This is a genomic window from Schaalia odontolytica, assembly GCF_005696695.1.
GTDB lineage: Bacteria > Actinomycetota > Actinomycetes > Actinomycetales > Actinomycetaceae > Pauljensenia > Pauljensenia odontolytica_C.
Window position 1 is genome coordinate 2070059 of record NZ_CP040006.1, and the last position, 13175, is coordinate 2083233.

9 protein-coding genes and 1 pseudogene are annotated in these 13175 nt (G+C 66.0%); 3 read left to right on the forward strand and 7 right to left on the reverse strand.

Going from position 1 to position 13175, the window contains the following annotated elements; all coding sequences use genetic code 11:
- Window positions 1-124 precede the first annotated feature (124 nt).
- The 7 genes from FBF35_RS09210 to dnaK form a co-directional block, all read right to left on the reverse strand.
- Window positions 125-781 carry a hypothetical protein gene (locus FBF35_RS09210; protein ID WP_060565846.1) on the reverse strand — a complete coding sequence of 219 codons (657 nt, stop codon included), beginning with the start codon at window positions 779-781 and terminating at the stop codon, window positions 125-127.
- A gap of 134 nt (window positions 782-915) precedes the next feature.
- Window positions 916-1656: a type 1 glutamine amidotransferase gene (locus FBF35_RS09215; RefSeq protein ID WP_060565847.1), complete on the reverse strand. Its 741-nt coding sequence runs from the start codon at window positions 1654-1656 to the stop codon at window positions 916-918.
- Entirely contained in the window at window positions 1653-2963 is a 1311-nt protein-coding gene (locus FBF35_RS09220) for a Mur ligase family protein (protein WP_187348949.1), read from the reverse strand. Before FBF35_RS09220 ends, FBF35_RS09215 begins: the two co-directional genes overlap by 4 nt.
- 564 nt (window positions 2964-3527) lie before the next feature.
- Entirely contained in the window at window positions 3528-4082 is a 555-nt protein-coding gene (locus FBF35_RS09225; protein WP_060565848.1) for a heat shock protein transcriptional repressor HspR, read from the reverse strand.
- 3 nt (window positions 4083-4085) lie between these two features.
- A complete protein-coding gene (locus FBF35_RS09230; protein ID WP_060565849.1) occupies window positions 4086-5135 on the reverse strand; it encodes a DnaJ C-terminal domain-containing protein in 1050 nt (349 codons plus the stop codon).
- A 39-nt stretch (window positions 5136-5174) separates the two neighbouring features.
- Window positions 5175-5831: a nucleotide exchange factor GrpE gene (locus tag FBF35_RS09235; protein WP_007590345.1), complete on the reverse strand. Its 657-nt coding sequence runs from the start codon at window positions 5829-5831 to the stop codon at window positions 5175-5177.
- Window positions 5828-7663, reverse strand: coding sequence for a molecular chaperone DnaK (gene dnaK / locus FBF35_RS09240; protein WP_007590341.1), 1836 nt, complete (start codon window positions 7661-7663; stop codon window positions 5828-5830). Before dnaK ends, FBF35_RS09235 begins: the two co-directional genes overlap by 4 nt.
- A 467-nt stretch (window positions 7664-8130) precedes the next feature.
- Between dnaK and FBF35_RS09245 the strand changes: the two are divergent.
- The 3 genes and pseudogenes from FBF35_RS09245 (at window position 8131) to FBF35_RS09255 (ending at window position 12262) form a co-directional block, all read left to right on the forward strand.
- Window positions 8131-10502, forward strand: a pseudogene (locus FBF35_RS09245) (alpha-L-fucosidase).
- 79 nt (window positions 10503-10581) lie between these two features.
- Window positions 10582-11739 (forward strand): methyltransferase domain-containing protein, encoded by a 1158-nt coding sequence (locus FBF35_RS09250; protein ID WP_060565851.1) that lies wholly within the window; start codon window positions 10582-10584, stop codon window positions 11737-11739.
- Between the two features lie 67 nt (window positions 11740-11806).
- Complete coding sequence (locus tag FBF35_RS09255) at window positions 11807-12262, forward strand: GNAT family N-acetyltransferase (protein ID WP_060565852.1); 456 nt, start codon at window positions 11807-11809, stop codon at window positions 12260-12262.
- The last annotated feature ends 913 nt before the right edge of the window (window positions 12263-13175 follow it).

A 13175-nucleotide genomic window follows, 5' to 3' on the forward strand; every position in this document is an offset into this window, starting at 1 on the left:
GAACGCTCAGATAACCCTCGATCGTACGCTGTTTCCTGCCGTGGGGGAAAGCGTCAGAGGGAAGCGCAAAGGGGACGAGGCCCGGGATAGCTCCCCAGGCCTCGTCCCCTTTGTGGACCTTGAGTCAGCGCACGGCGCTCAGCATGGCTTCCTGCGTGATGCGGCGGCGCTTGCCGTTCACCTTCACCAGGAGAACGATACCGACGATCAGGACGATCAGACCGGTGACACCGACGACGGTTCCCCACACGAAGGGCATGGCGAAGACCTTTGCCACAACCTCAGGCGATGCGTTGAATGCGGTGATGTTCGCACCGCTGGCGATGCCGTCACACTGCAGCACGTACGAGCCCGCGGGCACGTGCTCCACCAGGTACACGTCCTCGCTGCCAGCGTAGGGTTCCAGCTCGTAGCTCTTGTCGTCTGCGCCGACCAGCGAGCAGGAGGGATCCTTGTGCGCGTCGCCGCGCACCATGAAGACGCCGTCCGCGGTCACGGTGACGACGCTGCCATTGGCGGTGGTGCCGCCCTTGACCGCATTACCCTCAGTACCGGCGATACCGGCGATCATCGTGGCAAAAAAGACGACCGGCGCGATGATAACCATGAGCACCACGCCGAGAACGAGCGTGGTAATAGCGCCGCCTCGACCGGGCAGCTTCGGCATGGCCACGGGCGCGGGAGCGCCGTAGCCCTGCGGGGCTGCGGCACCCGGGTAGGAGGTGCCGTTCGTGGGTACCGCGTTCTGCTGGTCCGCGGGACCGTAGGAGGGATTCGACATGTCTATGCCTTTCTGATGAGACATCTACTTGACTCGTGAGTAAGCCGCGCAGATTGACGAGAACGTGCCAACATAGCACACCGGCGACCGCTGCGCGGAATCGGCGGTGAAAAATTCCGAGTTCTGGTCGCGTATCAGCTTAGCGAAACTCCGCTCAGGCGTTCCTCCCGCAGCTCAGCGACACCCGGCACGTCGAGCGGCTCCAGCGTTGCGCCCGTAGCGCGCTCAAGCAGCAGGTCCGCCAGCTCGGGGTTACGAGCCAGAGCGGGACCGTGCATGTAGGTGGCGATGACGGACCCCTGAACGGCGCCGTCGTAGCGCACCTCGGGCGCTTCCTCTCCCTGGGGTGTGCCGTTTCCGACGCCCGAGATGACGCGTCCCAGCGGGGAGGCATCGGGGCCGAGAACGGTGCCACCACCGTGGTTTTCGAAGCCGGTGAGGGTCTGGGTCAAGCCGTCGAGGACGGGCTCACAGACGAGCTCGCCGATCGCTCGGTGTCCCTGGGGGCGCGTCGTAATGTCGAGGACGCCCATGCCGGGAACGCGCACGCCGCGAGCATCCTCGTACCAGTGGCCGAGAACCTGCAGGGACGCGCAGATCGCGAGGAGGGGGCGCCCCGCGTCGAGGGCACGGGCGAGACCGGAGGTGCCGCGGAACTTGTCGGCCGCGAGTGCCTGAGCGGTATCTTCACCACCTCCGAGAGTGTAAATGTCCAGGCTGTCCGGGATCTCCTCGGTCAGGCCGACGTGGACGACCTCGGCATCAATGCCGCGCCTGCGGGCACGCTCGGCGAGGATCAGCGCGTTGCCGCTGTCGCCGTAGGTGCCCAGGACCTCGGGCATGAGGACGCCGATTCGCAGCATGGAGGTGCTCATCGCGTGCCTTCCTTTCGATCGAGCAGGACCTTGAAGTCGCGCATGGCCGTGTAGTTGAGGAGCATCTCGACGCGGCCGGGCTCGCACGCGGCGAGGGCGTCCATGGGCAGCGGAACGAGGTCGCAGTGGACGCCCGCATATTCGAGGCGCACGGCCAGGTCGGCGCCGCGCTCACCGCAGGCTACGACGCGGCGGCCGGGCTGCTTGACGGCGGAAAAGTCGACGTCCCACAGCCAGGAGAGGTCCTGGCCGTCGGGCACCTGGCCGTTGACACCGATGACAACCTGGTCGACGCGCGGGTCGATCATCGTCATAGCTTCCTGCCATCCGGCGGGGTTCTTGGCGAGCATGAGGCGCGCACTGCGTCCGTTGACATCGTGGACGGAGTAGCGTCCCGCGACTTCGGTGACGGCGCTGACGGCCGCGGCGGCAGCAGCGGGGTCAATGCCCATCGCGACGGCGGCGGCGACGGCCTGCGCGGCATTGCCAAGGTTGGCTCGCCCGGGAAGCTTCAGTTCGAGGGGGACGCTGACGCCGTCGGGTCCACGCAGCGTCGCACGCGGCCCCTCGGGGGCCAGCTCGACGTCCTCGAGCCACCACTGAGGCTGAGGACGGCTGCTGAGCTCAGGGAGTTCCTCGCCGTCGAAGGCGGGGATCAGGTGCCAATCCTCGCCGGAGCGGACGACGCGGCCACCGCGCGGGTATGCAGCGGAGTCCCCTCCCCAACCGGCGCCTGCGGCCACCCACACGACGTTCGGATTGTCGGCAGCAGCGGAAACGATCAGCGGGTCGTCGCAGTTCGCAACGACGACGGCACCCGGGTGGGCCGAGGCCCCGTCACGCAGGCGACGCTCAACGGAGCCGATTTCGCCGACGCGGTCGAGCTGATCGCGCGAGAGATTCAGGTACACGAAGACCGATGGATTGACGTCGGCGGCGACAGCGGGCACGTGCATCTCGTCGACCTCGAGGGCCGCACGCGTCGCCTCCTTACCCTGCATGAGGGCCGTAATGACGCCCGAGGTCATGTTGTCGCCATTGATATTGGAGGCCACGGGTCCGGCGCTTTCGAGGGCCGCCCGCACCATGCGGGTCGTCGTCGACTTTCCGTTCGTGCCGGTCACGATAACGGAGGAGTAGGGGGCTGCCAGCTCCGAAAGGAACTTCGGCGAGATGCGCATGGCAACCTCACCGCCGATCATGCCGCCGGATCCGCGTCCGAGGGCCCGGGAGGCGAAGCGGGCGGCACCGCCGGCCGCTTTGGCCACGCGCGAGCGCACCGAGAGGTGATGCGAAGATTTCGTCATGCGTCCACGTTAACGCATGCGGGGCGTCGGTCGCGCCGCTGACGCATCTCGACCCTTTCTATCAGGACACGAACGAGGGGCGCTGCGGGGACCGCTTTCCTCGCGCGACACGCTGATACCCATCTGACCTGCACAGATAGTTACGTATTGCATACCAACGTTATCCACGCCATCTCTCTGTGACGGCGTAGATATATCCCACCGGTCAATATCGACCGATGAGCCACCTCAGAGCACCGTCCCACCGGCTCACAACACGAGCATTTTCAAGGAAAAGGCGCATCCGCGAACAAAATTGCAGGTCAGGGGGCATTTCCAAAAAATAGTAGCGAATCTGACGCACACATTTCGCGCATCCCCTGCACGTTTGCGCCAAGCGGTCCACACCCCAAAAATCAACTATCGAAACCGGCCGTGACCTGGTAAAACTATGTTCAGCAGGCGAAAGCCTGTCGCCTGTTCCAGGCTTCGGTCGGGGATCCTGTGTGCCCCCGGATCCTCGATCGAATATGCTGCGGGACCCATCCTTTGGATGGGTCCCGCAGTCCTTTATGTCTCGATGCCCTAGCGGCAAGAGACGATCGTCCCCTCAATCACCGCGCGCCCATTCGATCGCGGCGCAGCCGGAAGTGCCGAACGCGCCGAAGCCTCGGAGGAGGCGAGCGCCGCGAGCGCCCGCACCGGATTCCACACGGTGAGAGAGCCTCCAGAGCGAGCCTCAGACCTCGAGGAGCTATCCCATGGGCGCTGGCCTCGTCGCATCGGCATGACCTGACCGTCAGCAGACGCAGCAAACACGCGATTGCGCTTAGCCTCGGCCTCGGCGACCGCCCCACGCAGGGCGTCCCGCTCCTCTTCCAAGGCCTCGACGCGCCGCTCGAGCTCGAGGATACGTCGGATACCCGCCAGGTTGATACCCTCTTCCTGGCTCATCCGCTGCACGTCGCGCAGACGCTGCACGTCCCGCTTCGTATAGCGGCGTCCCCGCCCCTTTGTACGGGCGGGGATCACCAGGCCGAGACGGTCGTACTGGCGCAGGGTCTGCGGATGCATGCCCGCCAACTCGGCCGCAACCGAGATGACGAACGTGATCGCATCGTCCGATCCCGTCTTCGCCATGGCTTACTCCTCCACGGCCTCGATCAGGGATGCGCGCACGTCGAGGTCGCCCTCGGCCTTCGCCATCTCCTTCGCGAGCTTCTTGAGGTCGCGGCTCGGCTTTTCCGGAATCTGGATGGCGACACGGGCAATCAGGTCGCCCGTCGCCTTGGAGGTCTTCACTCCCCCGCCGCGCACGCGGATCTCAGCGCCCGAGGAGGAACCCGCGGGCACCTTGACCGTGGCCGTGTTGCCGTCGATCATCGGCACGTCAACGACGGTGCCGAGGATGGCCTCGGACACGGTCACGGGCAGGGTGAGGACCAGGTCGTCACCCTCGCGCGAGAACACGGGATGCGGCTTGACCGTCACGGCGACCTCGAGGTCGCCCGCGGGACCGCCGTTGATGCCGGGCTTGCCGTGGCCCTTGACGCGGACCTTCTGGCCGTCCTTGATACCCGCGGGGATGCGGACCTTGATCGGAGAGCCGCCGACCTTGATGGTCAGGGTCGCGCCGTTCAGGGCCTGACGGAAGGAAATGGCCAGCTTGGCGCGCACGGTCCCGCCCTTTTCAGGGGTGGGTGCCGCCTGCTGGGCGTGACCGGCGGCGCCGAAGGGCGAACCGTAGGGGTCGCCCCCAAAACGCGCGCCACCGCCGCCACCGCCGAAGAGGCCGGAGAGGATGTCCTCGAAGCCCGCCCCGCCGCCGGGCATGCCGGAGGTCTGGAAGCGCACGTTATGGCCGCCGCCTCCGAAGCCACCGGCGCCGCCGAAGGCACCGAAGAGGTCCTCGAAGCCGCCCGCGCCGCCCGATCCGGCGGAGAAGCGTGCCCCGCCGCTAGCCATCGCGCGGATCGCGTCATAGCGCTTACGATCCTCGTCATTGGACAGGACGGCGTAGGCCTCGCCGATTTCCTTGAACTTGGCCTCAGCGGCCTTGTCGCCCGGGTTCTGATCCGGGTGCCACTGCCGAGCCAGCTTGCGGTAGGCCTTGGTGATGGCCTTCTTGTCCGCTGTCTTGTCGACTCCGAGGACCTTGTAGAAGTCCTTGGAGAACCATTCCTGTTCACTCACGCGCGTGTCACCTCTCTTTCAGTTGCGAGCGTGTCGATGTCATTCAGGGTTGTTCACCAGTACCTTCGCGGCGCGCACAACGCGTTCGCCACGGCGGTAGCCGCTCGCGAGGACCTGCCCGATGACGGGATGGTCGACGTCCGGGCTGGTGGTCGCCATGAGGGCGTCGTGCAGGGCGGGATCGAAGTCGTCGCCCGGAGCGCCATAGCGCTCGAGCTCGAAACGCGTCTTGAGCGTCTCCTCGAGCTTCGTGGCGATCGACGCGAAGGGGCCGTCCTCCAGGTCGCCGTGCGCGCGGGCGGCGGCGATGTCGTCGAGGACGCTGATGAGCGACTCGATGACCTCATCCTGGCCCGCGGTCTTGTGGCCGGGGATGGCCTCCTTGGAGCGGCGCACATAGTTGGCGTACTCCTGGCCCTGGTTATACAGCTCCGCGTTGGCGCGGGCCAGCTGGTCTTCGACGCTCGCGATGCGCTCGAGGGCCTTGGCGAGGTCGGAGTCCTCGATCTGCTCCTCGAAGGCGCTCATGTCGTCGGTCGAACCCTCGGACGAGGCTTGGGCAGCGTCATCCGCGCCGGGTGCGGTCTCGTTGTTCTCGGCCGCCTGGCCGGCCGGGGCCGACTCGAAGGAGTCGGCCCCGGCGACGTTGGCGTCTTCGTTGGGCGCCGAGAAACCGTTGGTTTCTTCGGTGCTCACTTGTTGTCCTCGTCAACGATCTCGGCGTCCACGACGTCGTCCTGCGCGGGCGCGGACTGGGCGCCGGCCTCGTCGGCCTGCTGCTTGGCGTAGATCTCCTGGCCGATCTTCATGCCGGACTCGGACAGGGTCGCCATGGCGGTCTTCACGGCCTCGATGTCGTCACCCTTGAGGGCTTCCTTGACGGCGTCGACGTCCTTCTGGACGGCCTCGCGGGTCTCCTCGGAGATCTTGTCGGCCTCGTCCTTGAGCAGCTTCTCCGTCGCGTAGACGGTCTGCTCAGCCTGGTTGCGGGTGTCGGCCTCTTCGCGGCGCTTCTTGTCCTCGGCGGCGTGCTCCTCAGCCTCGCGCACCATGCGGTCGATGTCCTCCTTGGGCAGGGACGAACCGCCGGTGATCGTCACCGACTGCTCCTTGCCGGTGCCACGATCCTTCGCGGAGACGTGAACGATGCCGTTCGCGTCGATGTCGAAGGTGACCTCGATCTGCGGCACGCCGCGGGGGGCCGGGGCGATGCCGGACAGCTCGAAGGTGCCGAGCAGCTTGTTGTCACGGGCGAACTCACGCTCACCCTGGTAGACCTGGATGAGCACGGAGGGCTGGCCGTCCTCGGCGGTGGAGAAGATCTCCGAGGCCTTGGTCGGGATGGCCGTGTTGCGGTCGATGAGCTTGGTCATGACGCCGCCCTTGGTCTCGATGCCGAGCGACAGCGGGGTCACGTCGATGAGCAGGACGTCCTTGCGGTCACCCTGGATGACGCCGGCCTGCAGGGCGGCGCCCACGGCGACGACCTCATCGGGGTTGACGCCCTTGTTGGGCTCGCGACCGCCGGTCAGCTCCTTGACGACCTCGGTGACAGCGGGCATACGGGTGGAGCCGCCGACGAGCACGACGTGGTCGATCTCGGAGACGGTCACGCCGGCCTCGGCCATGACATCGCGGAAGGGCTTCTTGGTGCGCTCGAGCAGGTCGGAGGTGAGCTCCTCGAACTTGGCGCGCGTGAGGGACTCATCCAGGTGGATGGGGCCATCGGCGGTCATGGACAGGTACTGCAGCGAGATGTTCGTGGAGGTCGCGGAGGACAGCTCCTTCTTCGCCTGCTCAGCGGCTTCCTTCAGGCGCTGGAGGGCGACCGCGTCCTTGGACAGGTCGGCGCCGGTCTTAGCCTTGACCTGGTCGATCAGCCAGTTGACGATGCGCTGATCCCAGTCATCGCCACCCAGGTTGTTGTCGCCGGAGGTGGCGCGCACCTGGATGGTGGAGAAGCCGTCGTCATCCTTGCCCACCTCGAGGAGGGACACGTCGAAGGTGCCGCCACCGAGGTCGAAGACCAGGATGAGCTCATCTTCCTTGCCCTTTTCGAGGCCGTAGGCCAGGGCCGCGGCGGTGGGCTCGTTGACGATGCGCTCGACCTTCAGGCCGGCGATCTGACCGGCATCCTTGGTGGCCTGGCGCTGAGCGTCGTTGAAGTAGGCGGGGACGGTGATGACGGCCTCGGTGACGGGCTCACCCAGGTAGGCCTCGGCGTCAGCCTTCAGCTTCATGAGGATGCGCGCGGAGATTTCCTGCGCGGTGTACTTCTTGCCGTCGATCTCCGTGGTCCAGTCGGTGCCCATGTGGCGCTTGACGGAGGAGATGGTGCGGTCGACGTTGGTGACGGCCTGGCGCTTGGCGATCTCGCCAACCAGGACCTCACCGGTCTTGGAGAAGGCGACGACCGAGGGGGTCGTGCGAGCGCCTTCGGCGTTGGGGATGATAGTGGGCTCGCCGCCTTCGAGGACGGCGATAGCGGAGTTGGTGGTACCGAGGTCGATGCCGACTGCACGTGCCATGGTTGTTGTCCTTTCGTTCGCTCAGCCGTCTCCGCTTCTGGAGCGGCTCGCGTTGGTCTGTGTGGTCTATGTGGTGCCGGGAGGGTCCCGACACATCCTTGAGTCTGTTGTACTCAACTTTAGGAGCAGGGTTTTTATTCCGCAACCCGAAGCCCTCAAACTTGAGTCTGATGTACTCAACTTTGCAGGACCGACTTTTATTCCATCGTCGAGTCCCGCAAGCTTGAGCTACTCAAAAGCTGAGTCTGATGTACTCAACTTTCTTTTCTCAGTTTTATTCCATTCCACCTGGCCAGGTAGAACGCGGCCACATGGTGCGGAAATTTGCATAGTGTCAAACGGTCGTAAGTCGAACGAAAGCTTGTCGTAAGTTTTTGCAAAATTCGAAAGTGGCGTACTACACCCCTCCTCTGGCAAACTAGTAACGCTCTCAACGACCGAGAGTCCCGTCAATCAATGGAGACTTGATGCGCATCACGAACCGACTGGCTGGCGGCCTCCTCGCCGGCCTACTGACACTAGGAATGGCAGGTCCCGCCTTGGCCGACACGCCAGCAGCCGACGGTGCCCAGTCCGGCACCCCCGCCCCCAGGCCACCTACGACGCGCGCTACGCGATCCCTGCAGCCGTCGCCGCCTCGAGCGAGGCGAAGGTATCCGAGTGGCAGGACATGAAGTACGCCATGTTCATCCACTGGGGCGTCTACTCCTCCTACGCAGGCTGGTACAAGGGCCAGAAGCAGGAAGTGGGCTACCCCGAGCAGATCAAGGCATGGGGCCACCAGCAGACCTGGGATTCCCGTATCCCGCTGCAGGGCATCCCGCGCGAGGAGTACCTGGCCACCGCCCAGACCTTCGAAGCCCCCAACTTCGACGCGACCGCGTGGTGTCAGCAGGCCAAGGACAGCGGCATGAAGATGCTGCTCATCACCTCCAAGCACCACGACGGCTTCGCCATGTGGGACACGGCCACGACCGACTACAACTTCACGAAGCAGTCGCCCTCGCACCGCGACCCGCTCCTCGAGCTGTCGCAGGCCTGCAAGCAGGTCGGCATCAAGTTCGGCCTCTACTTCTCCAACATCGACTGGGAGAAGCAGCCCGAGAACCCGTGGCGTAACGACAATACGCTGAACGAAGAGGGCTACATGGACTACATCCATGAGCAGCTCAAGGAACTCCTCGGCGGCAAGTACGGCGAGATCGCCGAGCTCTGGTACGACATGGGCAAGCCGAACCCCGAGCAGTCCGACCAGCTGCGCCAGTGGGCGCACGAGCTCCAGCCGAACATCATGATCAACTCGCGCGTCGGTAACGACCGCGCGGACTTCGAGGTCGGCTGGGACAACGAGATGCAGTCCGAGCAGACCCAGGGTCCCTGGGAGTCGGCCGTCTCGATCTTCCACAAGACCTGGGGCTACGCGAACTGGGACGACGCTGCTCCCAAGTTCAAGGACACCGGCTACCCGGACTACTCCGAGGAAGACTGGGACCACATGATCGACGTCGACAACACGACGGCGTTGCGTAAGGCCCCGGGCGGCGCCCACACCAAGACCACCGAGATCGTGGGCAACATGTTCTCGACCGTGGCCCTGGGCGGCCAGTTCCTCTTCAACGTCGGCCCGAAGTTCGACGGCTCCTACGACCCGTGGGACGCCTCGGTCCTCAAGGGCATCGGCGACTGGAACCGCGCACACCCCGGCGTCCTCAACAACTCGCGCCCGACCCACTTCCCCATCGAAACCTGGGGCAAGACCATGGTCGATGATTCCCACATCTACCTGGGCATCGAGAAGTGGCCGGCCGACGGCACGATCACGCTGCGCGGCGCCGGCGCCAACGACATCTCCTCGGTGAAGCTGGACGGCTCCGACGCGGCTCTGACCTACAAGGTCGAGGGCAACGACCTCGTCATCACGCTACCCGCGCAGCCCGACGAGATCCTCCCCGTCGTCACGGTCACCACGAACGGCACGCCCAACTACGTGCCCACCGGCCTGACCACCATCGGCACCGAGGCGACCACGATCCCCGCCTCCGGCCTCGAAAAGTTCAAGGCCCCCACCCCCAAGACCGGTGAGACCAGCTTCACGGCCTCCATCACCTCGGGCGACCAGGTCGCCTCGGGCGTGAGCGTCGCCTTCGACACCGAGGGCTTCACGGACGCCTACGCGAAGTACAAGGTCAGCGTCAACGGACAGGTCATCAAGAACCTCACCGTCGCCGAGCTCAAGGAAGGCGTCGGCCCCTTCGCGATCGGAGCGAACGAGACCGCTCGCGTGACCCTGGAATACGACAACCCGGCGTACGCCCTCAAGGGCTTCGGCAAGGACACGACCGTCAAGTCGGTCACCGTCAAGGCCGAGAAGCTCTCGACCCCCGCCGTGACCGTCGAGCCGTCGACCGTCGAGGCCGGCAAGAACGTCACCGTGAAGGGCACGGGCTTCGCCCCCGAGTCGACCGTGACGCTCACGCTGCACTCTGAGCCCGTCGAGGTCGGCACCGCCACCACTGACGCGAACGGTGACTTCACCGCAGAGGTGACGGTCCCCGCCGACACCGAGGCCGGCGAGCACACGGTCGTCGCTGAGTCCACCACGCCCGCCGTGACGGCCTCCGCGCCGCTGACGGTCACCGCGCCGCCGGCACCCGCCGAGGACCCGAGCGCCGCTCCGAGCGCGCAGCCCTCCGCCGCCCCGGCGCCCACCCCCGAGCAGGGCGGCAAGGGCGGCCTGGCACGCACCGGCACCAACGCGCTGCTCGCTGTGGCAGCCGCGCTGATCGCCGCGGGAGCGGGCACGGCGTTCATCCGCCGCTCACGCCGGGCCAAGGCCTAAGCACCGCGTGGGCATAACCACCACAGATGGGGGCGGGGCGTACCTGACGGTACGCCCCGCCCCCACTTACACTGGAGCAATGCGCTGCGACCACTTTGACGCCGGGACCTGCCGGTCCTGCTCCCTCCTCCCCCAGCCCTACGAGCGTCAGCTCGCCGGCAAGGTCGAGGCCGTCGCAGCCACCCTCTCCCCCGTCCCGGGAGCCGGCGAAATCTCCTGGCTGGCCCCGGCCTCGTCCCCGGAGAAGGGATTTCGCACGAGCGCAAAGCTCGTCGTCGGAGGAACCCGCCGCCGCCCCACCCTGGGTGTCCTGGGGCCCGACCGCCGCGGCGTCGACCTGCCCGGCTGCCCCATCCAGCACCCCGCCATCAACCGCGCGACGCCCGGCCTCAAGCGCTTCATCCGCTCCCTCGATCTGACGCCCTACGACGTCCCCACCAAGCGCGGGGAGCTCAAGAACATCCTCATCACCGTGGGCGACGGCCAGCGGCTCATGATCCGCTTCGTGCTGCGCACGCGCGACCGCGTCTCCGACATTCGCTCGGCGCTGCCGTTGCTGCGCGACCTCGTGCCCAGCGCCCACGTCGTCACGGCGAACATCCACCCCACGCACGAGGCCATCGTCGAGGGCCCCGACGAGATCATCCTGACGCGGGCGCGCACGCTGCCGCTCAGCGTTGAGGGTCTCGAGCTGGGGCCACGCTCCTTCGCGCAGACCAATGCATCCGTCGCCTCCGCCCTGTATGAGCAGGCTACCCTGTGGGCGTCGCGCCCCTTCGCCGACGGGCGTCTGCCCGAGAGCCTGTGGGACCTGTACTGCGGCGTCGGCGGCTTCGCACTCGCCGCCGCGCGAGCCGGATTCCCGCGCGTCACCGGCGTCGAGGTGTCCTCCGGGGCGATCTCCTCGGCGATCAGCGCCGCCCGCCACGCGGGCCTGCCACGGTCGGCTGCGTCCTTCATCGCGGACGACGCGACCTCGTGGGCTCGAGCCCAGGCGCCCGAGGAGGTGCCCGACGTGATCGTCGTGAACCCGCCGCGTCGAGGCATCGGAGCCGACCTGGCAACCTACCTGAACGAGTGCGACGCGCCCCGCGTCATCTACTCCTCGTGCAACCCCGCCTCGCTGGCCACGGACCTGGCGGCCATGCCCACGCTCCGCCCCATCGAAGGCCGCCTCTTCGACATGTTCCCCCACACGACCCACGCCGAGGTCGCCCTCCTCCTCGAGCGCGCGTAAATCGCTCCGATCGCGCGGCCCACCCCGGCCCCGGCCCGTTACAATTGGACCTAACGTTAGGAGAAACATGACCGTCGAACTTATCACCGCCGCCACGCCCGAAATCCACGAGGCTATGGGGCGCCTGATCCCCCAGCTGTCCCGCTCTGCCGCGCCAATGAGTGAGGCCGACGTGGAGCGCTTCCTCTCCCAGTCCGGCGTGCACCTCTTCGTGTTCCGCCCCGACACCGCTGATTCCGAGGGCAATCACCCGATCCTCGGCATGCTGTCGCTGGCCACCTTCGAGATCCCCACGGGCGTGCGCGCGTGGATTGAAGACGTCGTCGTTGACGAGGCCGCCCGCGGTCAGGGTGCCGGCCAGTCCCTCGTGGTCGCCGCGATCGAGCACGCTCAGAAGATCGGCGCACGTACCGTCGACCTCACCTCGCGCCCCTCGCGCGAGGCCGCGAACCGCCTCTACCAGCGCGCCGGCTTCCAGCTGCGTGAGACCAACGTGTACCGAGTGACGCTCGAGAAGAAGTGAGCGCGCGGCGCTTGCATCGCTTGCGGCTGTAGTGTCGTGTGCACTGCTTGTAGCTACTTACCTTCCGCACGTTGCGTGCAGCGCTTGGACTCCAATCAGCCTTTGCCGTACCGCCCGCCCCCGCATGTCGCGTGGGCGGGCGCTTCGTTTGGGCCTTGGGGCGTGACCGGCCTGGGCCGAGCAGGGCGAACTTTTTCGCGCACAGGACCCCGCCCGTGTTGACTTTGCAACCAATGACACCTCTGCAGCCACTGATGCAGGCCAGCATGAAACCCCCATCGCCACTGCGCACCCCTGAACGGCAACCGTTGAAACCGACAACACCACTGCGACCGAAAAACACAACAAAAACACCCAATTCCCACCCGCAAAGGCGATGGCGGTTTCAACCCCAGGCACTTACGAGCGAGCAAAGGCGATGGCGGTTTCACGCGAGAGATTTCCGATGCTCGAGGGCCGCGGCAGGGCCAGAGCCAGAGTCAGAGTCAGACAAAAGTCGCACATAATTTCCCGCGGTCACTTTTGGAGACCGTCCACAAACGTTGCAATTGCAACGACGTGAATTCAAGGTTTGAAGTAGCCTCCAGGGAATTACGTGCGAAATTACTGAGGGCAAGGCACTCACTAGCACCCGAACGCGGCTGGCGTGGGGGTCGCCGCATGGTCTGAGAGCCTAGCTGGGCACGCGTAGGCGAGACATTCTTCGCCCAGCACGAGGCCTATATGGCCTTGCGCGAGACAAAATTCGCCCTGCTGACACAAAAGCGCCTAATTTGGGGTGTTTTGCGCACGCTGGGCGATTTTTCTCTCGCGCACGCGATAAACCAGCTGCGCTGGGCGAGTTTTGTCTCACCTGAACGATGCATAGCGGCCGCCCAGCAACGGTCCCACCGACGCGGAGGCCAACGGACGT

Excerpts from the sequence above, each read along its gene's own strand:
- FBF35_RS09210 (WP_060565846.1), bottom strand. The coding sequence starts at position 781 with ATGTCGAATCCCTCCTACGGTCCCGCGGACCAGCAGAACGCGGTACCC.
- FBF35_RS09215 (WP_060565847.1), bottom strand. The coding sequence starts at position 1,656 with ATGAGCACCTCCATGCTGCGAATCGGCGTCCTCATGCCCGAGGTCCTG.
- FBF35_RS09250 (WP_060565851.1), top strand. The coding sequence starts at position 10,582 with ATGCGCTGCGACCACTTTGACGCCGGGACCTGCCGGTCCTGCTCCCTC.
- FBF35_RS09225 (WP_060565848.1), bottom strand. The coding sequence starts at position 4,082 with ATGGCGAAGACGGGATCGGACGATGCGATCACGTTCGTCATCTCGGTT.
- FBF35_RS09220 (WP_187348949.1), bottom strand. The coding sequence starts at position 2,963 with ATGACGAAATCTTCGCATCACCTCTCGGTGCGCTCGCGCGTGGCCAAA.
- dnaK (WP_007590341.1), bottom strand. The coding sequence starts at position 7,663 with ATGGCACGTGCAGTCGGCATCGACCTCGGTACCACCAACTCCGCTATC.
- FBF35_RS09255 (WP_060565852.1), top strand. The coding sequence starts at position 11,807 with ATGACCGTCGAACTTATCACCGCCGCCACGCCCGAAATCCACGAGGCT.